The 21,863-nt window shown below is 71.7% G+C and carries 18 protein-coding genes, 2 tRNA genes and 3 pseudogenes; 14 read left to right on the top strand and 9 right to left on the bottom strand.

Features of this window, described 5'->3' with window-relative positions; genetic code table 11:
- Positions 1-67: 67 nt before the first annotated feature.
- Together ACFC8N_RS10315 and ACFC8N_RS10310 are read right to left on the bottom strand one after the other, a co-directional pair.
- Complete coding sequence (locus ACFC8N_RS10315) at positions 68-4,270, bottom strand: PAS domain-containing protein (protein WP_376287854.1); 4,203 nt, start codon at positions 4,268-4,270, stop codon at positions 68-70.
- A gap of 375 nt (positions 4,271-4,645) precedes the next feature.
- Complete coding sequence (locus ACFC8N_RS10310) at positions 4,646-5,158, bottom strand: SSI family serine proteinase inhibitor (protein ID WP_356029879.1); 513 nt, start codon at positions 5,156-5,158, stop codon at positions 4,646-4,648.
- Positions 5,159-5,323: 165 nt separating this feature from the next.
- Here ACFC8N_RS10310 and ACFC8N_RS10305 point away from each other — a divergent pair.
- Positions 5,324-5,414: transfer RNA gene (locus ACFC8N_RS10305), tRNA-Ser, on the top strand.
- Between the two features lie 202 nt (positions 5,415-5,616).
- Positions 5,617-5,689, top strand: a tRNA-Arg gene (locus ACFC8N_RS10300).
- 224 nt (positions 5,690-5,913) lie between these two features.
- On the opposite strand, the gene ACFC8N_RS10295 is transcribed toward ACFC8N_RS10300, so the two are convergent.
- Complete coding sequence (locus tag ACFC8N_RS10295) at positions 5,914-6,096, bottom strand: hypothetical protein (protein ID WP_356029880.1); 183 nt, start codon at positions 6,094-6,096, stop codon at positions 5,914-5,916.
- A 147-nt stretch (positions 6,097-6,243) separates the two neighbouring features.
- Here ACFC8N_RS10295 and ACFC8N_RS10290 point away from each other — a divergent pair.
- The 3 genes and pseudogenes from ACFC8N_RS10290 to ACFC8N_RS10280 all read left to right on the top strand — a co-directional run.
- Positions 6,244-6,513 (top strand): annotated as a pseudogene (locus ACFC8N_RS10290) (XRE family transcriptional regulator); the annotation flags it as partial.
- 2 nt (positions 6,514-6,515) lie between these two features.
- Entirely contained in the window at positions 6,516-6,986 is a 471-nt protein-coding gene (locus tag ACFC8N_RS10285) for an NUDIX domain-containing protein (RefSeq protein ID WP_376287852.1), read from the top strand.
- Positions 6,987-7,170: 184 nt separating this feature from the next.
- Positions 7,171-7,683, top strand: a complete 513-nt coding sequence (locus ACFC8N_RS10280; RefSeq protein WP_356029882.1) for a hypothetical protein — start codon at positions 7,171-7,173, stop codon at positions 7,681-7,683.
- An 877-nt stretch (positions 7,684-8,560) separates the two neighbouring features.
- On the opposite strand, the gene ACFC8N_RS10275 is transcribed toward ACFC8N_RS10280, so the two are convergent.
- The 4 genes from ACFC8N_RS10275 to ACFC8N_RS10260 all read right to left on the bottom strand — a co-directional run bounded on the left by ACFC8N_RS10275 (position 8,561) and on the right by ACFC8N_RS10260 (position 11,159).
- Positions 8,561-8,782, bottom strand: coding sequence for a hypothetical protein (locus tag ACFC8N_RS10275; protein WP_376287850.1), 222 nt, complete (start codon positions 8,780-8,782; stop codon positions 8,561-8,563).
- A gap of 144 nt (positions 8,783-8,926) precedes the next feature.
- Positions 8,927-9,193 (bottom strand): hypothetical protein, encoded by a 267-nt coding sequence (locus ACFC8N_RS10270; protein ID WP_356029884.1) that lies wholly within the window; start codon positions 9,191-9,193, stop codon positions 8,927-8,929.
- A gap of 165 nt (positions 9,194-9,358) precedes the next feature.
- Entirely contained in the window at positions 9,359-10,393 is a 1,035-nt protein-coding gene (locus tag ACFC8N_RS10265; protein WP_376287848.1) for a sphingomyelin phosphodiesterase, read from the bottom strand.
- A 274-nt stretch (positions 10,394-10,667) separates the two neighbouring features.
- Positions 10,668-11,159 carry a MarR family winged helix-turn-helix transcriptional regulator gene (locus ACFC8N_RS10260; protein ID WP_376287846.1) on the bottom strand — a complete coding sequence of 164 codons (492 nt, stop codon included), beginning with the start codon at positions 11,157-11,159 and terminating at the stop codon, positions 10,668-10,670.
- Between the two features lie 85 nt (positions 11,160-11,244).
- Between ACFC8N_RS10260 and ACFC8N_RS10255 the strand changes: the two genes are divergently transcribed.
- The 9 genes from ACFC8N_RS10255 to ACFC8N_RS10215 all read left to right on the top strand — a co-directional run bounded on the left by ACFC8N_RS10255 (position 11,245) and on the right by ACFC8N_RS10215 (position 21,394).
- Complete coding sequence (locus ACFC8N_RS10255) at positions 11,245-11,601, top strand: HGxxPAAW family protein (protein ID WP_376287844.1); 357 nt, start codon at positions 11,245-11,247, stop codon at positions 11,599-11,601.
- 58 nt (positions 11,602-11,659) lie between these two features.
- A complete protein-coding gene (locus tag ACFC8N_RS10250) occupies positions 11,660-12,532 on the top strand; it encodes a DUF2797 domain-containing protein (RefSeq protein WP_376287842.1) in 873 nt (290 codons plus the stop codon).
- Between the two features lie 86 nt (positions 12,533-12,618).
- Positions 12,619-12,987, top strand: a complete 369-nt coding sequence (locus tag ACFC8N_RS10245) for an antibiotic biosynthesis monooxygenase (protein ID WP_356029889.1) — start codon at positions 12,619-12,621, stop codon at positions 12,985-12,987.
- Between the two features lie 107 nt (positions 12,988-13,094).
- Complete coding sequence (locus ACFC8N_RS10240) at positions 13,095-13,835, top strand: response regulator transcription factor (RefSeq protein ID WP_356029890.1); 741 nt, start codon at positions 13,095-13,097, stop codon at positions 13,833-13,835.
- On the top strand, positions 13,832-15,490 hold the full coding sequence (locus ACFC8N_RS10235; RefSeq protein WP_376287840.1) for a sensor histidine kinase: 1,659 nt from the start codon (positions 13,832-13,834) through the stop codon (positions 15,488-15,490). Before ACFC8N_RS10240 ends, ACFC8N_RS10235 begins: the two co-directional genes overlap by 4 nt.
- A gap of 14 nt (positions 15,491-15,504) precedes the next feature.
- Positions 15,505-16,932 carry a glycosyltransferase gene (locus ACFC8N_RS10230; RefSeq protein WP_376287838.1) on the top strand — a complete coding sequence of 476 codons (1,428 nt, stop codon included), beginning with the start codon at positions 15,505-15,507 and terminating at the stop codon, positions 16,930-16,932.
- Entirely contained in the window at positions 16,929-19,106 is a 2,178-nt protein-coding gene (locus ACFC8N_RS10225; RefSeq protein ID WP_376287836.1) for an ArnT family glycosyltransferase, read from the top strand. Before ACFC8N_RS10230 ends, ACFC8N_RS10225 begins: the two co-directional genes overlap by 4 nt.
- Before the next feature lie 49 nt (positions 19,107-19,155).
- Positions 19,156-20,577, top strand: coding sequence for an MFS transporter (locus ACFC8N_RS10220; RefSeq protein ID WP_376287834.1), 1,422 nt, complete (start codon positions 19,156-19,158; stop codon positions 20,575-20,577).
- A gap of 55 nt (positions 20,578-20,632) precedes the next feature.
- On the top strand, positions 20,633-21,394 hold the full coding sequence (locus ACFC8N_RS10215) for a TetR/AcrR family transcriptional regulator (RefSeq protein WP_356029895.1): 762 nt from the start codon (positions 20,633-20,635) through the stop codon (positions 21,392-21,394).
- A 6-nt stretch (positions 21,395-21,400) separates the two neighbouring features.
- Here ACFC8N_RS10215 and ACFC8N_RS10210 read toward each other — a convergent pair.
- Both ACFC8N_RS10210 and ACFC8N_RS10205 read right to left on the bottom strand, forming a co-directional pair.
- Positions 21,401-21,508 (bottom strand): annotated as a pseudogene (locus tag ACFC8N_RS10210) (PPOX class F420-dependent oxidoreductase); the annotation flags it as partial.
- Positions 21,509-21,596: 88 nt separating this feature from the next.
- Positions 21,597-21,704 (bottom strand): annotated as a pseudogene (locus ACFC8N_RS10205) (PPOX class F420-dependent oxidoreductase); the annotation flags it as partial.
- Positions 21,705-21,863: the final 159 nt, after the last annotated feature.

The following is a 21,863-nucleotide window of genomic DNA, read 5'->3' as shown; positions in this document are numbered from 1 at the left end:
GGCGGGTGCGCCGGCCGGTCGGGAACGAACGGTTCCTGACCGGCCGGTGACGTGTGGGGGCGCTACGTTAGTTGGTGCCGATCCGCGCCAGCAGGTCCACGATCCGGCTCTGCACCTCGGCGCTCGTGGACCGCTCCGCGAGGAACAGGACCGTCTCGCCCGAGGCCAGCCGGGGCAGGTCGGCCTGGTCGACGGCGGCGGTGTAGACGACCAGCGGGGTGCGGTTGAGCCGGCTGTTCGCCCGCAGCCAGTCGATGATCCCGGCGAACCCGGCTCCGGGCTGCCGCCGCTGCACCTGCATCAGGTCCATCACCACGAGGTTCGGCCGGAACTGCCCCGCGAGCGTCACCGCGTCGTTGTCGTTCGCGGCGCGCGCCACCTGCATGCCGCGCCGCTCCAGCGTCGCGGTCAGCGCCAGCGCGATCTCCGCGTGCTCCTCGATGAGCAGGACGCGCGGCGGGTGCTGCTCGCTGTCGCGCGGCGCGAGCGCCTTCAGCAGCACGGCGGGATCGGCGCCGTACGCCGCCTCGCGCGTCGCCTGCCCGAGCCCGGCCGTGACCAGCACCGGCACCTCGGCGGCCACGGCGGCCTGGCGCAGCGACTGGAGGGCCGTGCGCGTGATGGGCCCGGTCAGCGGATCCACGAACAGCGCGGCGGGGAAGGCCGCGATCTGCGCGTCGACCTCCTCACGGGAGTGCACGATCACCGGGCGGTAGCCGCGGTCGCTCAGCGCCTGCTGGGTCGTCACGTCCGGTGCGGGCCACACCAGCAGCCGGCGCGGGTTGTCCAGCGGCTCCGGGGGCAGCTCGTCGTCCATCGGCTGCGGCCGCGGCGGGTCCGCGACCTCGACGGCCCCGCCGGGACCGTCGAGCGGCTCGGGCCCCTCGGCGGCGTCGGCGTCCGGGGCGCCTATGGCGTACGACCGTCCGGCGCCCTCGGTGCCCGGCGCGGGCCGGGACTGCCCGCCGAGCGACGGCTGCGCCACGGCGGGCTGCGCGGGCGCCCCCTCGGCCGCCTCCGGGCGGGTCGCCGGGTCGGGAGGCGTGCCCAGCTTGCGCCGGCGGCCGGAACCGCCGGGCGCGTGCGGCGGCGGGGTCTGCGTCTGTGTCGGCTGCTGCACCTGCGCCGCCTGCCGCGCGAACGGCACGCCCTGTCCGAGAGTACGGACGCTGATCGCGCGCCCCTGCGTGGAGTTCGGGTCGGCCGCGGCGTCGTCGGCGGGCAACGGCTGGGCCGGCCGTGCCGCGGCGGCCACGGGAGTGCCCGCGCCCGACGTGTCGTCGGCACCGGGCCACTGCTGCGGGACCGCGGTCGCGGGCGCCGGGGCCCGTCCGGCACCGGCGGCGACGGCCGCCGCGGCGGCCTCGGCGGGCAGTGGCTGCGCGGCCGGGGTACCGCCGGGCGGGGTCGACGTCTGCGCCGGGGCCGGGGCCTGTGCCTGGGCCGTCTGGGCGGGCAGCGGCTGACCGGGTACGGCGGGCGCGGCGGTGGCGGCGCCGCCCTGAGCCGGTGCCGCGGGCTGGGCACCGGGCGCCGTCTGCCCCGGAGCGACCGGCTGGGCCGGCACCGGCACGGGACCGGCCTGCGCGGGGAGGGGGACACCCTGACCGGCCGTACCCTGCGCCGGAACGGCGGCGGGAACAGGCTGGGCCTGCGCGGTCTCCGGCGCGGGCGCACCCTGGGCCTGCGGGGCCACGGCACGGCGGCGCCGGCCGGTCGGCGCACTGGTGGGGTGCGGCTGCGGCGGGGTGTGGTCCTCGGACTGGTCGAGCGGTACGGCGTCGTGCCGGCCGGCGTCACCGGGCGCCGCCTCGACGGGCGCCGGGAGCTGCGGCGGTACCTGCGGCTGCGGTTGCGGCCGGGCCTCGGGGCTCACCGGCTCGGCGGAGCGCGGTGCGCGGTCGGCCTCGGCCGGCGGCAGGGCGAAGACCGGACGCGGCCCGGCCGCCTCCTGCGCGGCGGCGCGCTCGGCCGCGGCGGCCAGCGCCCGTCGGCGCCGCCCGGTCGGCTGCGCGCCCTCGCCCGGGGCGTCCTGCGCACCCGGAGCGTCGCCCGCGGTGTTCTGCCCGGCCGGGAGGGCGGCCGGCAGCGCGGCCTGGGCCGGTGCCCCGGCGTCGGGGCGGACCGGCACGCCCTGCGGCGGCACGGCGGCGCCGAGTCCCGTACCGGCGGCGGCCGCTCCCGCGGCATGCTCGGCCGCGGTCACCACGGCGCCCTCGCTGACGCCCGCACCGTCACCGGCGTCACCGGCGCCGTTCTCGGCGGGCCGGCCGCGGCGCCGTCCGGAGCCGCTGGACGATGCCGATGCCGATGCCGTCCGCTCGCCCTCGGCCGGGACCACGGCGACGGCGGCCTCCTCGGCGGGCGCGGCGGCACGCCGGCGCCGCCGCCCGGTCGGCGCGGGCGCCTCCGCCTCACCGGTCTCGCCCCCGCCGGGCCCGTCACCGCTCTCCAGGAAGGCGTCCGTGGAGGCCCGCCGGGCCCGCCGCCGTCCGCCACCGCCGAACGTGTTCCCGCCGGCCGTGTGCCCGTCCGCCGTGTGCCCGTCGGCCGCGCCGCTCTCGTCCGCGCCGGCCTCGGCCACGGCCGGCAGGGCGGCCACGGACCCGGCGCCCCCGCCGATCGGGACTTCCAGCACGTACGCGCTGCCGCTCATCCCCGGCACCTCGTGCGTCTGGAGCACCCCGCCGTGGGCCCGCACGATCCCGCGCACGATCGGCTCGTGCACCGGGTCTCCCCCGGAGTACGGCCCGCGCACCTCGATGCGGACGACCTCGCCGCGCTGGGCGGCGGCGACCACGACCGTGTTGTCCAGGTAACCGCCCGTGGAGGCGGGCGCGTTGCCGGTGGCGTCGACGCCGGCCACGTCCGCCACGAGGTGAGCGAGCGCGGTCGCGAGCCGCTGCGGGTCGACCTCGGCCTCGATGGGCGGCGCGTGCACGGCGAACTGCACCCGGCCGGGACCGATCAGCTCCACCGCGCCGTCGACACCGGCGGCGACGACGGCGTCCAGCATCACCTTGGTACGGGTGATGCTCTCGCTGCCCGTGTCCAGCCGCTGGTAGCCGAGGACGTTGTCGATGAGGGTGGTGATGCGCGCGTACCCGGCGGACAGGTGATGCAGCACCTGGTTGGCCTCGGGCCACAGCTGTCCGGCGTCGTCCGCGGCCAGCGCGGACAGCTCGCGCCGCAGCTCGTCCAGCGGCCCGCGCAGCGACTGCCCGAGCAGGGTCAGCAGTTGGTCGTGCCGGCCGGCGAGCGCCTCGTACCGGTCCTTCTCCCGCTCGCCGAGCGCCGCGTACCGCTCCTCGGCCGCCGCCGTCTCCTCCGCGTGCGCCTCGCGCAGCTCCTCGACCTCGGTGACGTGCTTCTGGCGCAGCGCGGTCAGATCGGAGGCGTGCTCCTCGGAGAGCCGCTCGATCTCCTCCGCGTGCGTCTTCTCCTGGGCGGCCTTCTCCTCGGCCAGCGCCTCGTACGGCCGCCGGTCGGTGAAGGTCATCACGGCGCCGACCAGCTGGTCCCCGTCGCGCACGGGAGCCGTGGTGAGATCGACGGAGACTTTTTGCTCACCCTTGGACCACATCACCTGCCCGCGCACCCGGTGCTTGCGCCCGGAGCGCAGGGTGTCGGCGAGCGGCGACTCCTCGTACGGGAAGGGCGTGCCGTCGCCGCGCGAGTGCAGCACGAGGCCGTGCAGCTCCTTGCCGCCCAGCTCACCGGCCCGGTAGCCCAGTATCTGCGCGGCGGCCGGGTTCACGAGCACGATCCGCCCGTCGGTGTCGGTGCCGACGACACCCTCCGAGGCCGCGCGCAGAATCATCTCGGTCTGCCGCTGCGAGCGCGCCAGCTCCGCCTCGGTGTCCACGGTCCCCGACAGGTCCCGTACGACGATCATCAGCAGCTCGTCGCCGGTGTAGCCGTAACCGTCGTACGCCTGCTGCCCGTTCTCCAGGTTCGCGCTCGTGACCTCGACGGGGAACGACGAGCCGTCGGTCCGCCGGGCGATCATCCGGGTCGGCTTGGTCCGGCCGTGCGGGTCCATGTGATCGGGCCGCCGCATCGAGCCCGGGATCAGCCGCGAGTCGAACTCGGGCAGCAGATCGAGCAGCCCACGCCCCACGAGAGCCGTACCCGGCGCCTCGAATGCCTCAAGCGCGATGGTGTTGGCGTTGACGACGGTTCCGTTGGCGTTGACCAGGACCAACGCGTCCGGCAGAGCGTCGAGTATGGCTGCGAGGCGAGCAGCGCCTCGGGATGGCCTGCTGCTCACGAGACGCCTTCCTCCCTGTTACCGCACCTTGCCGACCGCTCGGGCCATCTTGCCAACCGGCCCGCGACGTGTCACGCGAGGGAGTCTATGCGCACGTGTTGCGCTCGCGGCGCCGGATGAGAGGGAGGTCCCACGAGGAAGTGACACCGAACCTGTGCACGACCACCGGCCACGGCGCCGGTTCCGGCCCCCGTTCCGCCCCGTGCTCCGCAAGACCTTCGCGGGACCTTTACGGCCTGGGTGATGCGGGAGTGATCCGGCCGGCAGGCACCGGAGAGACTTCCGGGAACCGCCCGCGCGCCGGGCACGCCGGGCGCACGGGCGGACCGGGTGGATCGGGCGCGCCGCGCGGACCGGGTGGACCGGCCGGGGGTCCTAGGCCGATCCCGGAGCGGGCAGCAGCGGCACCATCCGGTCCCACCGCCCGATCTCGCACCCGTTGCTGCGGTCGTACACGGCGTCGACGGGGCGGCCGGCCCAGGTGCCGGTGACATGGGCGGTGGCCGGACCGCCGTAGATCATGGTGCAGACGGAGTCGGGGGGCACCGGGGCGAAGAGGTCCCGCCCCCATTGCGTGGTCCCGTCCAGTGCCCGGCAGGCCCCGGCCGGGTCCGGGTGGGTTCCGCCGTCCGGATGACAGAACAGCTCGTACGCCCCGTCCTTCCCGGACCCGGCGTGCTGCACGGCGACGGTCAGGTGATCGCCGGCCCGGTCCTCGGGCCGCACGGGCGGCGGCCCGGCGGGCGCGGCGACGGCGGGTGCGGCGGCGAGGGAGACCAGGGCCGAGACGGCGGCGAGGGAGGACACGGCGAGGACGGTGTGCTCGCCGTCGCGGCGCCCGTGCCGGAGGGGGACGCGTACGGACCCCCGCTGAGAGAGAAAGACCATGCCCTGCCCAACGGCTCCGCCGTCAGGACGTTGCGCCCCGCCGGGTGGAAGCCCTTTGCCCTGCGGCCCCCGTGCCTAGTACCGTGGAGCTCGATTGGTGACGGGCCGCGAGGCTGTGTCATCATCTGCACGCACCACTCACGCGCTCGCGTGAGCGGTTGTGCTGGAGGCGTCGCCTAGTCCGGTCTATGGCGCCGCACTGCTAATGCGGTTTGGGCCTTAAAGCCCATCGAGGGTTCAAATCCCTCCGCCTCCGCACCGATCCCGAAGCCCCGGTCCCCAGGACCGGGGCTTCGGCGTTCCCGGATCATCGCCACCCACTGCCCCTGTTTGGCGTTTCCGCAGGTCAGATGGGGTTTGGGGAACGGATTTCACATGGCGGCGGCAGTCATGTAATGTTCTTCCTGTCGCCGGGACGGGCCGAAAGGGCCGAAACGAAGACAAGAACAAAAGAACAAGCACTCGTAGCTTAACGGATAGAGCATCTGACTACGGATCAGAAGGTTGCAGGTTCGAATCCTGCCGAGTGCACAACAAATCAGAGGCCCTGTGGAGTGATCCACAGGGCCTCTGGCTTTTGCTTTGACGGCAGTGTTTGACGGCAACCGCTGCCGGGGCCGATGCGAGGCAACGGCGGCCAGCTCATGCTGGGTGGAAAACGCCGAGCCTCCCTCACCCAACAACGGTGAGGGAGGCTCGCAAGCTCAGCAGCTACGTCCGAGGGCGCGCTGACTGCAGCAGTGTTGTCCTGGAAGTCAGTCGCCGAGGTCGTCCTGGATGTCATCGAGAGACTGCTGGCTCTGCTGCTGCCTCTGCTGCTGCTGTTCACGGACCTTGTCCTGCGTCTGCTGGCCGCGCTGCTGAGCCTGCTGCTTGGCCTGCTGTGCCTTCTGCCTGGCCTGCTGCGCCTTCTGCTGCATCTCGTCCTTCATGCCCATGGGGTCACTCCTTGAGTGGGCGGGGGGATTGCGCCCAGGCTCGCAGTCGGACTCGGACGCTGCATTTCGGACCGGCACGCTGTGTAATACGGTGCTGGTCGCTCCCCTGCTGTTGTGAGCTGACCGGGTGATCCGTCTACAAGATCACTCGAGTCCCGCTGCCGACTCGCCCTCATGCACTATCGCCCCCTTGCCGGGGTGCCTGGCATCGAGGTGCGGACCCATGCCACCACGCTCTACAACTCGATCTACCGTGCGGATGACCAGGCGCTGGTCAATGCCCATGTCTGGGGCCTGAACGCCCACGGTGCTCCCGTGTGGCATCTTCGGCGCAACGGAGAGGGCGGCATGTTCGACACCTACGCCAGCAGCTTCGACGCGGTGTGGGAGACCGCGACGCCAGTAGGAGAGGGCTGACCATGGCACGGACCGAGTACTACGACGACCCAGCGGCGCCTGAGCCGAACAGCCTGGTGGTCGCCGCGTCCGCCGTGGTCACCGACGATGAAGGGCGCGTACTCCTTCAGCGCCGACGGGACAACGACCTTTGGGCGCTCCCTGGTGGCGGCATGGAGATGACCGACTCACTCCCGGGAACGGCCGTTCGCGAGGTGAAGGAGGAAACGGGCCTGGACGTGGAGATCACCGGGCTCGTGGGCATGTACACCGATCCTCGCCACATCATCGCCTACTCGGACGGTGAGGTGCGCAGACAGTTCAACGTCTGCTTCACCGCCCGTGTGGTCGGGGGCCAGCTCGCGATCTCGGATGAGTCCACGGAGCTGCGGTTCGTCCAGCCGGAGGAGATCGATCAACTGCCGATGCACCACACGCAGCGGCTCCGGATCCGTCACTTCCTGGAGCACCGGGAGCGGCCCTACCTCGGCTGATCGAACCTGCGACAACCGCTTTAGGAGTTCGATCCGGAGTCCGTGGGCTCGGTGATGCCGGCCGTCTTCCCAGCTGCATAGAGACGCCTGCGTGCGCCCCTGCCTGGTGTCGTTGATGTCAGGCATGGATGTCAGCGGGCCGTTCTGGGGCCAGCGAAAGCGGCCAGCCGCTAGGGTCGCCCGCATGGGTGCCACGACTGCCGCCATGGTCACTGCCGTCGTTGGAGTACTCGGCACGCTCCTGGCGCCTGTGATCACGACTTGGACGACGAAGCGCCAGCGGGCGGAAGAGAGGCAGGCTGAGGAGGGAAGACGGATCTTTGAGGAACGGCGCGCTGCGTACAGCGCTATGAACCGTGCGTCCCGTCACTTCCACACCATGCTGAAAGACGCCCTCCATCGCATGCGAGACGGTGTCTACACCGACGACGACCGTGCCCAGGTCGAGGAGGCGCGACGGGACTACCGGGATCGCTACGCCGAGGCTCAGATGATCGTCCCTGAAGCGGTACTCCGGGCTTCTCGCGAGTTGAACGTCGTCCTGGCCGCGATCGACGCTACTGCCAAGCGCATTGATCGGGGTCTGGCTCGGGAAAGGGAGAGCGCGGATCAGGCACTCATCGACCTGAAGGCGGCAGAACCCGCACTGACTGCCATGCGCCGGATCATGCGTGAGGACCTGGGCGTGCCTGACTGACTGACCCTGTCTTGCCTACGGGACCGCTTCGTCCCGAAGCAACTGGGACGGGGTGCTGACTTGGGCTGCTGCGCGTTTCACCTGCGCTGATGGTCCACAGACGTTCGCGCTCGTCCGCCGATGTTCGTCAGCGTTGTCACGCAGTCAGACCGCCGCGGCTCCGGCTCACTTCTTGCGGCGCTTGCTCGCCCTCTTCTTCAACTCGGCTTGGCCGCGCTTCGTCCAGTCACCTTGGTGGAGGTAGCAACGCGATGTGCCCTTGACTGTCTTGTTCTGGCAGCGACCGCCGACCGCCGTTGGCCAACCGCACTTCCCTTGCTTCCACTCGCCCACCGCCCACCCCCGGCAGTCCAGCTCGCCTGTCGACAACCAGCGTGCGTGACCGTGCAGACGTATGGGAGGGCGCATGGCAGGCGGCACCCGGGGTCCCACGCGCACGCGGTCAGTACATCCAGGGCTGTTCACCTGCGTTCATGGGTGGCCTGGCTACGGGAAGGACCCGGCATACGGTCTCGTCCGAACGACGGTGAACGGGGCTGAACGAGACGGAAACCGTGACGGCCGCACTTCTCACCGCGGCACACGAGATGGCCCCTGCCGGTTGCCGGAGCCACCATCATTGGTGGAGCTAAGCCGCCTTGGGTCGTGCCGCCCGCATGCCCGGGGCGGGCTCCTGTGCGTCCTCAAGGGGCAAGGTCTCGTCTTCCCCGAAATCGGGGGCCTGGAAGGGGTTGGTCGCCGGAGGCGGCGATGCTGCAGTGGAGCAGCGGGGTTGCCCTTCCAGGGCGGAGAACAGCGATGTCAGATCGATGAGAGGACTCTCTTTCGTTACAGGTCCCTGAAGGGTCCTGGTGTGCCGTGACCGGGCACAGCGGTCCTACAGCTTGGTCATCTTGGCGTACGGGCTCAGAATCCGCTGTTGCGCCGAGCCGAAATCCACGAGCGCCGCGACCCCGTCCTCGATGCCGATCACTCGGCCGAGGCCGTACATGTCGTGCGTGACCTGGTCGCCCAAGGCGAAGTGCTTGGGAGCCGGTGTCGCCGGGGCCTTGAAGGGGCTGGTAGGCAGATGACGCTTCGGCGTAGCAGGCTTTGTCATGGCTCAGTATGCGCCCACATCCGTCCCGTTCGCTGTGGCCGTCGGCACAGATCCGGACGGGAACAACCGCTTCATGCCGCTGACCTGCGGTTTCGAGACCCGGTGAGGCGAGACTGGACGAGGCACCCGCCCAGGCCGCCGTCGTCATGTCGGGGAGATGAAGCCCTGGTCGGTGAGCCATCGGTCCAGGGAGTTGCGTTCGACCTCCCGCAGGGCCCGCGCGGTGTCGGACCTTCCGGGTCTGAAGGCGGCAAGGGTGCGGTTGGCGGCCCACATGCGGATCTGGGCGACGGTGAGCGGGTCGAGTTGTCCGCTCTCGCGCCAACGCGGGCCGGCCGCCTCGTACACGGGCAGACCCCGGTCGAAGAACTCGTCGATCAGGCCATGTGCCTGGAAGTCGCGGTCGTCCATGACGACCTCCCTTGCCGATCTCTTCAGGCTGGTCGGTCCCGGGCCGGGGCGATAGGGCCGAACGGCACTGCCACAGGGCCGAACGGTCACCGGCGCCGACGGCCCCGGAGGGAATCCGGGGCCGTCGGCGCCGGACGGAACGGTTCGGCGGACTAGTTCGGCGGACTAGTTCAGCTGGAAGGCCGCCTCGACCGGGTAGTGGTCGCTGGGGGCGTTGGTGTCGGTCTGGCCGCTGGTCCAGCCGGACTGGGGGTCGAAGTCGACCTTGACCGCGGACATCGCGGCCGGAACCGGGCGGCCGTCGGCGTTCAGGTAGCCGATGTAGTCGAGGTCGTCGCGGTAGTCCTTCGGGAAGGACTCGACGCCGGACATGTACTGGCACCAGGCGGAGACCGGGCAGTCCATGGTCCGCAGGGTCTGGGAGGAGTCGGTGGCGGGGGTGCCGAGGACGCCGTTCACCGCGCTCTGGGCGTGGGCGTAGTCGCCGCGCGACTGGCCGCCGTAGTACTCCACGTTCATGTCGCCGCCGATCAGCACCGGGCCGCTGGTGCCGGCGATGCCGTCCGCCCAGGAGCGGATTTCCCCCAGCTGGGCGAGGCGCGTGGCCTGGGTGGTGTCGGTGGAGGTGTCGGACTCGTCGGCCTGGAGGTGGGTGCCGACGACCCAGCTCTTCACCCCGCCCTTGTCGATCTGCGCCAGCGCCGCGCCCTTGTTGGCGTGGTAGTCCCAGGTGCCGTAGGTCGAGTTGCTGAAGACGTGGGCGTACTGGGCGGTGATCGGGTACTTGGAGAGGATCATCGTGCCGCCGTTGATGACGAACAGCGAGTTGGAGCAGTCGCCGCTGATGCCGTTCCAGCCGCCGCCGGAACACGTCTGGCCGACGACCGGGGTGTGGTAGGGGTACAGGTCGGCGAGCTTGCTGGTGATGTCGGCGGTCGAGGTGTTGTTGAAGTCCTCGTCCAGCACGACCACGTCCGCGCTGTGCTTGCGGATGACCGACTCGATGACCGGGGTGCGCTGGGCCGCCTTCTCGTTCTGGGTCGTGTCGACGACCGGGGTGCCGAGGTCGACGTTCCAGGCGAACACCGACAGCTCGGTGCCGGTGGCCGCGCTCGCGGCGGGGGCCGTGTAGCCGCCGGCGCCGAGCAGCAGGGCCGCCGCCGCGGAGGTGAGGGCGGTAGCGGTACGACGCGAGACCATGCGCTCTCCAGAAGGAAGGGGGAGGAGGCCCCGGCCGGCCGGTGCGTGGCCGACGATCGGGGCGCGTCCATGACAGCGCGACAGACTCTAGATACTCGCCGGTACGGCGGAAAGAACATCGACGCGAACATCGATGGATCGATCCGTGGAGAAAAGGTGTCTGGACAAGTTGGGGTGCTGGCGGGCTGATCCACCGGTCGTCACGGGGTCGGTTGCTCGAACGGTGTGCGCACCGCGTGCGCAGCGCGTGTGGTGCCGCCGGCCACCCGCCCGCTCAGCACTCCTCGTCGGGGTCGTTCCGGTTCAGCTTCTCCAGGTACGCGTGCGCGAGGTCCGTGGCTCGGGAGAACCAGTCGGTGATGACCGCCAGTTCCTCGGGGGAGTAGGCGGAGAACAGGTCCGTCAGCCGCTTGTAGTGACCCCGGTACACCGCCTCGACGCGCGTGACGGCGTCCGGTACGGCGGCCACGCGGACCCGGCGCCGGTCGCTGGGGTCGGGGCGGCGCGTGACGTAGCCGGCCCGTTCGAGGCGGTTGAGGATGCCGGTCACCGCGCCGGTGGTGACGTGGGCCCGGGCGGCCAGGTCGCCGGCGGTCAGCAGTGCGTCGCCGGCCTCCAGGACGAAGGCGAAGCAGGTCAGGTCGGTGACGTTCAGGCCCAGTCGCCGGGCCAGCTCCTGCTGTCCGATCACATGGGCGGCGATGAGGTGGTCCATCGCCGACAGTGCCATGGCCGGGGTGGCGGACGGTCGCGGCGTGCCGTGCATCTTTCGTGATCCCTTAGTTCGTGAGATATTCGGCGGCGTAACTTCTTAGTTCGTGAGAGAGTTCGGCTCGTCTCTGGAGGCGGCTATGAGTCTGTACGACGAGGGTCACACGATCGCCGGCTGGACCGGCTTCGGCGTCGCGACCGTGGGCGGCACCGTGGTGGGGCTCGGGGTGTGCGCGGCCTCGCTGCCGGTGGTCGGGGGCGGGCTGGTCGTGGTGGCGGTGAGCGTCGCCGTGACGTGGGTGCTGCATCTGTCCGGCTGGGGGAAGCCGCCGGGGGTGCGGCCGCGGGACCAGTGGGGGATGCGGGTCCGCGACACGCGGGCACGGGAGGGGCATCCGGGGTGTGTGAGCTGCCGGTTGGCGGGGCGCGGCCGGAGCGTCGCCGCGGTGGCCGCGCGCTCGGCGGCCGAACCGGTCGCCCCGGCGCTCGCCGAGTGAACACCCTCGTCCGCCGCTCCCGGCCCGCTGTCAGACCCTCCCTCTACTCTCGGAAGGGATGGCACGCGAATGGAAATGCTCGGGACTGCGCTGGTCGGCGGACGGGCCGGTGCTGGTCTGGGACGGCGGGCGGCGCAGCGCGCCGGCGTGGGGGAAGCGGATCGCCTTCGCCGTGCCCGGGGGCGGGGTGCGGACCTGCGTCGGGGCGCGGGGGAACAGCTGCCCGGTGCGGGCCGGCGTGCCGGGCAGGAGTACGGGGGCCCGGTGCGAGGAGTGCGCCCGGCTGGACCGGGCGCACTCCGTGGCCGCCGACACGATCGCCGACGACCCCCGGCCGTACCGGGTGTATCTGGCGTGGTTCGGGCCCGGGCTGGTCAAGGTCGGGATCACCGCGGTCGAGCGGGGGGACGCCCGGCTGCTGGAGCAGGGTGCCGTCTGCTTCAGCTGGCTCGGCACCGGCCCGCTGATGGCCGCCCGGCGCACCGAGGAGCTGTTGCGAGCCGCGCTGCGGGTGCCGGACCGGATTCCGTACGCCGAGAAGCGGGCGGTGCGGGCGGCGCTGCCCCGGGCCGCGGCGGAGCGCGCCGCCGAGGTGCGGGAGCTGCATGCGCGGGCCGTGGCGCTCCCGGCGTGGCCGGAGTCCCTGCGAGCCGCCGAGTGCCATGTCACCGATCATCTCGGCGTGTTCGGGCTCGACCGGGCCCCGGGCGCGTTCGGCGAGGTCCTGGAGCTGGTGCCGGGCGGCGCCGTGAGCGGTGAGCTGGTCGCGGCCGCCGGGCCCGATCTGCATCTGGCGGTCGGCGGGCGCGGGGTCGTCGTGCTCGACACACGGCTGATGGCGGGGTGGGGGCTGGTGCCGGGCGAGTCCGGGGAGGGCCGACTCGGCTTTCCGGTGCGGGAGTTCAGACAGGAGCCGGACCTGTTGTTCTGACCGGACGTAAAGAATCGGATCCCGGACGGATCCCCTTCGGCAAGGTCCATGGACGCGCGGCAGGGCGTTGGCCGACGGTGGTCGTCATGAGCGAGCAACCGGACACCACTGTCGTTCCCACTCCCGCCCACGAACCCCCTTACTACGCCGTCGTGTTCACCTCGGTACGCCGCGTCGACGACGAACCCGGTGCGTACGAGCGGACCGCCGCCCGGCTCTCGGGTCTCGTCCGGGAGATCCCCGGCTTCCTCGGGGAGGACTTCGCCCATGGCCCCGGTCCGGACGGACTCGCCATATCGGTGGCCTACTTCCGGGACCTGGACGGGATCGAGCGGTGGCGGGAGCATCCCGAGCACCTCGACGCCAAGCGGCGCGGACGGGAGCGGTGGTACGAGCGGTACGTGATCCACATCGCCCGCGTCGAGCACAGCCACGCCTTCAGCCGGCCGGCGTGAGGCCGGGGCGCTTCCCAGGCGCCGCCTGAGAGCCGCCTGTGCGTTTCTCAGGGAAATCACAGAGTGTGGAAAGCGTCTTCTCAGAGGGCCCGGACAAGGTGTGCACCATGACCACGACCTCGCCCCAGGGGCGCACCGAACTGCTGAGGCCGGACGGGAGCCCCGTCCGCGTGCTTGTGGTGGACGACGAGCTGTCGATCACCGAACTGCTGAGCATGGCCCTTCGCTACGAGGGCTGGCAGATCAGGAGCGCGGGCGACGGACAGGGCGCGATACAGACCGCCCGGGAGTTCCGGCCCGACGCCGTCGTCCTGGACATGATGCTGCCCGACATGGACGGGCTCGCCGTCCTCGGCCGGCTGCGCCGCGAACTGCCCGACGTGCCCGTCCTGTTCCTGACCGCCAAGGACGCCGTCGAGGACCGGATCGCCGGGCTCACCGCGGGCGGGGACGACTACGTCACCAAGCCGTTCAGTCTGGAAGAGGTCGTGGCGCGGCTGCGGGGGCTCATCCGCCGGTCCGGTGCCGCCGACCGGCGCTCGGACTCCGTGCTCGTCGTCGGGGACCTGACCCTGGACGAGGACAGCCACGAGGTGTCGCGGGCCGGTGCGAACATCCACCTCACCGCCACCGAGTTCGAGCTGCTGCGCTTCCTCATGCGCAACCCGCGGCGCGTGCTCAGCAAGGCGCAGATCCTGGACCGCGTGTGGTCGTACGACTTCGGCGGTCAGGCCAACGTGGTCGAGCTGTACATCTCGTATCTGCGGCGGAAGATCGACGCCGGACGCGAGCCGATGATCCACACGCGGCGTGGGGCCGGTTACCTGATCAAGCCCGCCGTGTCATGAGCGGACGACGACGGCCGGGTTCCCGCAAGCAACAGAAACGACTGAAGCGACGGCCCGGACAGCCGCGCACCCTGCGGACCCGGCTCGTCGTCGCGTCGGTGGTATTGATCGCCGTGGTGTGCGCGGTGATCGGCACGGTGACGACGCTGGCGCTGCGCTCGCATCTGTACGGGCAGCTTGAGGGCAAGGTGGACGAGACCGCCGCGCGGGCGGTCGGCCATCTGCAGGCTCCGGCTGGTCTGAGGCCCGGTGCGCTCCCGGACCCGTCGGCGTTGCACGCTGTGACACCGAGCGACAAGGTCGACAACCTGCTCACCAAGGGCCCGACGCAGCCCCGTACCGTCGCGGCGTACGTGCAGAACGGCTCGATCAGCTCCGGCGCTGTCGCCCAGCAGCAGAACGACGACTACGGCCTCTTCAAGCGGATGCGCGCCGACGACCTCACCGCCGCGCAGAAGAACGCGCTGAACGCCGTGCCCAAGGACAACAAGGCGCACAGCGTGGAGATCCCCGGGCTCGGGGACTACCTCGTGAAGTACGTGACGAGCCGGGACAGCAGCGACGCGTACTACATCGCCCTGCCGACCAAGGACGTCGACGACAACATCGACACCCTGATCCTCGTCGAGATCAGCGTCACCGCCGCCGGTCTCGTCGCCGCGGGCATCGCCGGTTACGTGCTCGTCGGTGTCGCCACCCGCCCCCTGCGCAAGGTCGCGGGCACCGCCACCCACGTCTCCGAACTCCCGCTGCACACCGGCGAGGTGAGGCTCAGCGAGCGGGTCCCGGAGTCCGAGTGCGATCCGCACACCGAGGTCGGCCAGGTCGGCGCCGCGCTCAACCGCATGCTCGACCATGTGCACGGCGCCCTGCACGCCCGGCAGCAGAGCGAGATGCGGGTACGGCAGTTCGTCGCCGACGCCAGCCACGAGCTGCGCACGCCGCTCGCGTCGATCCGCGGCTACGCCGAGCTGACCAGGCGCGGGCGCGAACAGGTCGGGCCCGACACGCGGCACGCCCTCGGCAGGATCGAGTCCGAGGCGGGCAGGATGACCCTCCTCGTCGAGGATCTCCTGCTGCTCGCCCGGCTCGACGCCGGACGGCCGCTCCAGTTCGAGCAGACCGATCTCATCCCGCTCGTCGTGGACACCGTCAGCGACTCCCGCGCGGCCGGCACGGACCACAACTGGCGGCTCGATCTGCCCGACGAGCCCGCGCTCGTGTCGGCGGACGCGGCCCGCGTCCAGCAGGTGCTGGTCAACCTGCTCGGCAACGCCCGTAAACACACGCCACCGGGGACGACCGTCACCGCGCGCGTGCAGCGGCGCGGGCCCTGGATGTGCGTCGATGTCGAGGACAACGGGCAGGGGATACCACCCGAGTTGCTGCCGCACGTCTTCGAGCGGTTCGCGCGCGGCGACTCCGCGCGCTCGCGCTCCACCGGGTCCACCGGGCTCGGGCTCGCCATCGTGCAGGCCGTCGCGACCGCGCACGGCGGTGCGGTGACCGTGGACAGCGTTCCCGGGCGGACCGTGTTCACCGTGCATCTGCCCGCCCTCACTCCCGTCGTTCCCCGCCCGGCCCCCGAAACCGACCGGCAATCGCACTCACAGGCACAGCACAGTGCCACCACATGGGCGCAACAGGGGGTTTGAGTTGAGTCGGTCCCATGCGAACCGACTCTTCTCCCGGCACTCTGCCGGCGCGGGAGCACCTCCCGGCCACAGACGCCGGTACGCCTGTCCTGGACGTAGTGATCCCCGTCTACAACGAGGAGAAGGACCTCCAGCCGTGCGTCCGCAGACTGCACGACCACCTCAAGCGCACGTTCCCGTACGCGTTCCGGATCACCGTCGCGGACAACGCGTCGACGGACACCACCCCCCAGGTGGCGGCGCGGCTGGAGCAGGAGATCCCCGAGGTCACCAACTTCCGCCTGGAGCAGAAGGGCCGCGGCCGGGCCCTCGCGACCGTGTGGTCCACGTCCGACGCGCCGATCCTCGCCTACATGGACGTCGATCTGTCCACCGACCTCAACGCCCTGCTGCCGCTGGTGGCGCCGCTGATCTCGGGCCACTCCGACCTCGCGATCGGCTCCCGGCTCGCCCGCAGCTCGCGTGTCGTGCGCGGCCCCAAGCGGGAGTTCATCAGCCGCACCTACAACCTGATCCTGCGCGGCTCGCTCCAGGCCCGCTTCTCGGACGCGCAGTGCGGCTTCAAGGCCATCCGGCGCGATGTGGCCCAGGTGCTGCTGCCGCTGGTGGAGGACACCGGCTGGTTCTTCGACACCGAGATGCTGGTGCTCGCCGAGCGCGCGGGGCTCAGGATCCACGAGGTGCCGGTCGACTGGGTCGACGACCCGAACTCCACCGTGCACCTCGTGAAGACCGCGACCGACGACCTCAAGGGCGTCTGGCGGGTCGGCAAGGCCCTGGCCACCGGTTCGCTGTCGCTGGACCGGCTCACCCGGCCCTTCGGCGACGACCCGCGCGACCGTGACATCCAGGACGTGCCGAAGGGGCTGGCCCGCCAGCTCGTCGGCTTCTGCGTGGTCGGCGGCCTGTCGACCCTCTTCTACCTGGTGCTCTACAGCCTCTTCCGGCAGTTCTCCGGCTCCCAGGTCGCCAACGCGCTGGCCCTGCTGGTCTCGGCGGTCGCCAACACGGCCGCCAACCGCCGGCTCACCTTCGGGGTGCGCGGCCGGGGCGGCGCCGTCCGGCACCAGGCGCAGGGCCTGGTCGTCTTCGGCATCGGTCTCGTCCTGACCAGCGGCTCGCTGGCCGCCCTGAACGCGGCCGGCTCCAGCCCGGCGCACTCCACGGAGCTGGCGGTGCTCATCGCCGCCAACCTCGCCGCGACCGTGCTGCGCTTCCTGCTCTTCCGCGCCTGGGTCTTCCCGGACCGCGGCCACTCCGGCCCGGGTTCGGGCCCTGGCGCCGGCCCCGGCCCTGTTTCGACCGTGGTCGCCGGGCACACCCCGTACGCACCGTCGCCGCACCAGCGGTCGTACGAAGCCGGGGACGGCACCTGGCGGGACGCCACCCTGCGGTTGCAGCCGGCGCGCCCCCACGACACCGATCCGAGGGACCCCCGATGACCGTCGACCAGCACAGCGGCACGGCCGCGTGGGTGCCGTCCGCCGCGGCTCCCCCGCCGGCCCCGCGGGCCGGTGAGCCCCAGCGGCCCTTCTTCCCCAGGCTGTGGCGCGGCCGGCCCGAGGACCCGCGCTGGGCGCGCCCGGCCCTCCTCGCCCTGCTGACCGCCACCCTGCTCCTCTACCTGTACGACCTCAGCGCCTCCGGCTACGCCAACTCCTTCTACTCGGCGGCCGTGCAGGCGGGCAGCAGGTCCTGGAAGGCGTTCTTCTTCGGCTCGCTGGACGCGGGCAACGCCATCACCGTGGACAAGCCGTCGGCGTTCCTGTGGCCGATGGAGCTGTCGGTCCGGATCTTCGGCCTGAACTCCTGGGCGATCCTCACCCCCGAGGTGCTGATGGGCGTGGGCTCGGTCGCGGTGGTCTACGCGGGCGTACGGCGCCGGTTCAGTCCCGGGGCCGGTCTGATCGCGGGCGCGGTCCTCGCGCTCACACCGGTGGCCGCGCTGATGTTCCGGTTCGACAACCCGGACGCGATGCTGGCCCTGCTGATGGCTCTGTCCTGCTACTTCGTCGTACGGGCCGTGGAGGACGGCCGGACGAGGTGGCTGGTGTGGGCCGGGACCGCGATCGGCTTCGCCTTCCTCGCCAAGACGCTCCAGGCGTTCCTGATCCTGCCGCCGCTGGCGATCGTGTACGCGGTGTGCGCCCCGGTCCCGGTGAAGAGGCGGTTCGGCCAGCTGGCCGCCGCCACCCTCGCGCTCGTCGTCGCGGGCGGCTGGTGGGTCGCGGTCGTCGAACTGTGGCCGGCCTCCTCGCGCCCCTACACCGGCGGTTCGCAGAACAACAGCTTCCTGGAGCTGACCTTCGGCTACAACGGCCTCGGCCGGATCAACGGCGACGAGACCGGCAGCGTCGGCGGCATGGGCGGCGCGGGCGGCACCGGCCGGTGGGGGGCGACCGGCTGGGACCGGATGTTCAACTCCGAGATCGGCAGCCAGATCTCCTGGCTGCTCCCGGCCGCGCTGATCCTGCTGACCGCCGGCCTGGTGGCCACCCGCAAGCTGAAGCGGACCTCCGTCACCCGGGCCTCGTTCCTGGTCTGGGGCGGCTCGCTGCTGATCACCCTGGTGGTCTTCAGCTACATGGCGGGCATCTTCCACCAGTACTACACCGTGGCCCTCGCCCCCTGCCTCGCGGCCGTCATCGGCATGGGCGCCGGGCTGCTGTGGGAGAAGCGGCAGGAGCTGTGGGCGTCGATCACGCTGGCCGCCTCCGTGGTCGCGGCCGCGGTCTGGGGCTACGTCCTGCTCAACCGCACCGCCGACTACCTTCCCTGGCTGAAGTGGCTGGTGCTGATCGGCGGTCTGACCGCCGCGCTGGGCCTGGTCCTCGCGGGCCGGATCTCCCGGCAACTGGCCCTCGGCGCCGCGGCGGTGGGCCTCGTGGCCGCGCTCGCAGGTCCGACGGCGTACACCCTCAGCACGGTGGACTCCGCGCACACCGGCTCCATCCCGACGGCCGGTCCGGCGGGCGCGAGCATGATGGGCTTCGGCGGCGGTCCGGGCGGCGGCAAGGGCGGCATGCGCGGCGGCTTCGGCGGCGGCACGCCCGGCGGGCAGGGGCAGCAGGGCCGGGGTCAGCAGAACGGCAACGGCTTCCCGGGCGGTGGCACCGGCGGCTTCCCGGGCGGGGGCATGCCGGGCCGGAACGGCAACACCCAAGGCCGGCACAACGGCAACGGCTTCCCCGGCGCGGGCCGGACGGGCGAGGGCGGCATGGGCGGCGGCATGGGTGCCGGCGGCCTGCTGAACGGCGCGGACGTCTCCTCCGCCGCCAGGAAGCTGCTGGCACAGGACGCCTCGAAGTACACCTGGGTCGCCGCGTCCATCGGCTCCCAGAACGCGGCCGGCTACCAGCTGGCCACCGGTGACCCGGTGATGGCGATCGGCGGCTTCAACGGCACCGACCCGTCCCCGACACTGGCGCAGTTCGAGAAGTACGTGGCGGACGGCAGGATCCACTACTTCATCGCCGGCGGCGGCATGGGCGGCGGCATGGGCACCAGCAGCAACGGCTCCGCCTCGCAGATCAGCTCGTGGGTCCAGAGGAACTTCGAGAAGGTGACGGTCGGTTCGGCCACCTTCTACGACCTCACGCGGAAGAAGAGCGGCTGACACACCGGAACCGATAACGCGTTGTACACCGTATAGTGACCGCTATACGGTGTACAACATGTCCACCCCCCAAGGTCATCAAGGCCCCCAGGGCCACCAGGGTCACCCCCAGCGGTGGCTGATCCTCGGCGTCATCTGCCTCGCGCAGCTCACCGTGCTGCTCGACAACACCGTCCTGAACGTGGCCATCCCCTCGCTGACCCGCGAGCTGCACGCGGCCACCTCGGACATCCAGTGGATGATCAACGCCTACTCTCTGGTGCAGTCCGGTCTGCTGCTCACCGCGGGCAGCGCCGCCGACCGCTACGGCCGCAAGAAGATGCTCATGGCCGGTCTCGCCCTGTTCGGCATCGGCTCGCTCACGGCCGGACTCTCCCACTCCACCGGGCAGTTGATCGCCGCGCGGGCCGGCATGGGCATAGGCGGCGCGCTGCTGGTGACCACCACGCTCGCGGTCGCGATGCAGATCTTCACGCCCGAGGAGCAGCCCCGGGCGATCGGCATCTGGAGCGCGGTCAACGCCCTCGGCTTCGCGACCGGCCCGCTGATCGGGGGCTTCCTGCTCGGCCACTTCTGGTGGGGCTCGATGTTCCTGGTCAACATCCCGGTCGCGGCGCTGGCCCTGGTCGCCGTCGTGGCCCTCGTACCGGAGTCGAAGGACCCCCGCGGGGACCGTCCGGACCTGTTCGGCGCGCTGCTGTCCACCGTCGGCATGGCCGCGGTCGTCTTCGCGATCATCTCCGGCCCGCTCCACGGCTGGACCTCGCCGCGGGTGCTCGCCACCGCGGCCGTGGCGGTGCTGGTGCTCGGGGCCTTCGCCTTCTGGGAGAGCAGGGCCGAGGAGCCGATGCTCGACCTGCACTTCTTCCGCGACCGCCGGTTCACGGGTGCGGTCGCGGGGGCCGTGCTCCTCAGCTTCGGCATGACCGGTTCGCTGTTCCTGCTCACCCAGCACCTGCAGTTCGTGCTCGGCTACGAGCCGTTGGAGGCCGGGCTGCGCACCGCTCCGCTGGCGCTGACGGTCGTGCTGCTCAACTTCACCGGTGTCGCGGCGAAGTGGTCCACGAGGCTCGGCACGCCGGTGTCGATCGCGCTCGGCATGGTGCTGATGTCGGCGGGACTGGTGACCATCGCCGAGATCGACACGAACGGCTATGCCGGTACGCTGCTGGGCCTGCTGCTGATCGGCGCGGGCTGCGCGGTCGCCAACCCGGCGATGGCCCACGCCATCATGAGCGCGATCCCGCCGGAGAAGGCGGGCGTGGGGGCCGGGATCAACGGCACACTCGCCGAGTTCGGCAACGGTCTCGGCGTGGCCGTTCTGGGCGCGGTCCTCAGCTCCTCCGTCGCGTCGGGGGCGTCCTTGTCCGCCGGTCTGGGCGCCGGTCAGCTGGTGGGCGCGGTGGCCGTGCTCGTCGGGGGGTTCGTGGCGGCGGGGCTGCTGCGCAGGGCGGAGCGGGCGGCGGCGTAGGCCGCGCCCCTAAAGTTGGACCACTTGGCCGGAGTCCGCGGAGGGAGAGGCGCCGATGGTGGAGCAGGGTGCGCGGTCGGCGCGGGGCAGCGTCTGGTTCCAGGGGGAGAAGGCACAGCGCAGCGGACGCGGCGGCCAGCCCTCGGGGCTGGACCGCAAGAGGATCACCGACGCGTCCGTACGGCTGCTGGACGCCGAAGGGCTGGCGAAGTTCTCCATGCGCCGGCTGGCCGCCGAGCTGAACGTCACCGCGATGTCCCTGTACTGGTACGTCGACACCAAGGACGACCTGCTCGAACTCGCCCTGGACGCCGCCTTCGGGGAGCTGCCGCTGCCCGATCCGGACGCCGGGGGCGAGGACTGGCGCGAGCAGCTGCGCGCGCTGGCCGCCGAGTACCGGGCGCTGCTGGTACGGCACCCCTGGCTGTCGCCGCTCGCGGGGAGCTATCTCAACATCGGCCCGAACTCGCTGGCCTTCTCCCGCGTGGTCCAGCGGGTCGTGCGCCGGGCCGGGCTGCCCGCGCACGGGGTGATGGGGGCGATCTCGGCGGTCTTCCAGTTCGTCTACGGCTACGGCACGATCGAGAGCCATTTCAGCGCCCGGATCGCGGACTCCGGGCTGACCGCCGACGAGTACTACCAGCAGGCCATGGCCATGGTGGCCGAGACCCCGGAGACCGCCGGGGCCATCGAGGAGTCCAGGGACCTCGTGGCGGCCCGCGGCGGTGACACGGTCGCCGAGATGCTGGACCGCGACTTCACCTTCGCCCTGGACCTGCTGATCGCGGGCATCGAGGCGATGGTCAGCCGCGGCTGACCCCCTTCACCCCTCGTCGGCCAGCCGCGCCGGAAACCCTCCGGTCGCCACCGGGCTCCAGCGGTCGGGGGTGACGCGGATGAGGGACTTGCCCTGTCTCAGCATCGCCTCGCGGGCCCCTTTTGTCGGCGCCTCTCGCACTGCTTCGCAGGCTTCGAGGCGCTGCGCCGGACTCCGTCCGTCGGGTGGGGCCGAGCGGTGTCTATCGGTCGTCGGCCAGCCGCGCCGGAAACCCTCCGGTCGCCACCGGGCCCCAGCGGTCGGGGGTGACGCGGATGAGGGACTTGCCCTGTCTCAGCATCGCCTCGCGGGCCCCTTTTGTCGGCGCCTCTCGCACTGCTTCGCAGGCTTCGAGGCGCTGCGCCGGACTCCGTCCGTCGGGTGGGGCCGAGCGGTGTCTATCGGTCGTCGGCCAGCCGCGCCGGAAACCCTCCGGTCGCCACCGGGCCCCAGCGGTCGGGGGTGACGC

The organism is Streptomyces sp. NPDC055966 (assembly GCF_042269865.1).
In the GTDB taxonomy this organism is placed as follows: Bacteria; Actinomycetota; Actinomycetes; order Streptomycetales; family Streptomycetaceae; genus Streptomyces.
The sequence above is the reverse complement of the archived record's forward strand: the minus strand, read 5'-3'. Positions and strand labels throughout refer to the sequence as shown.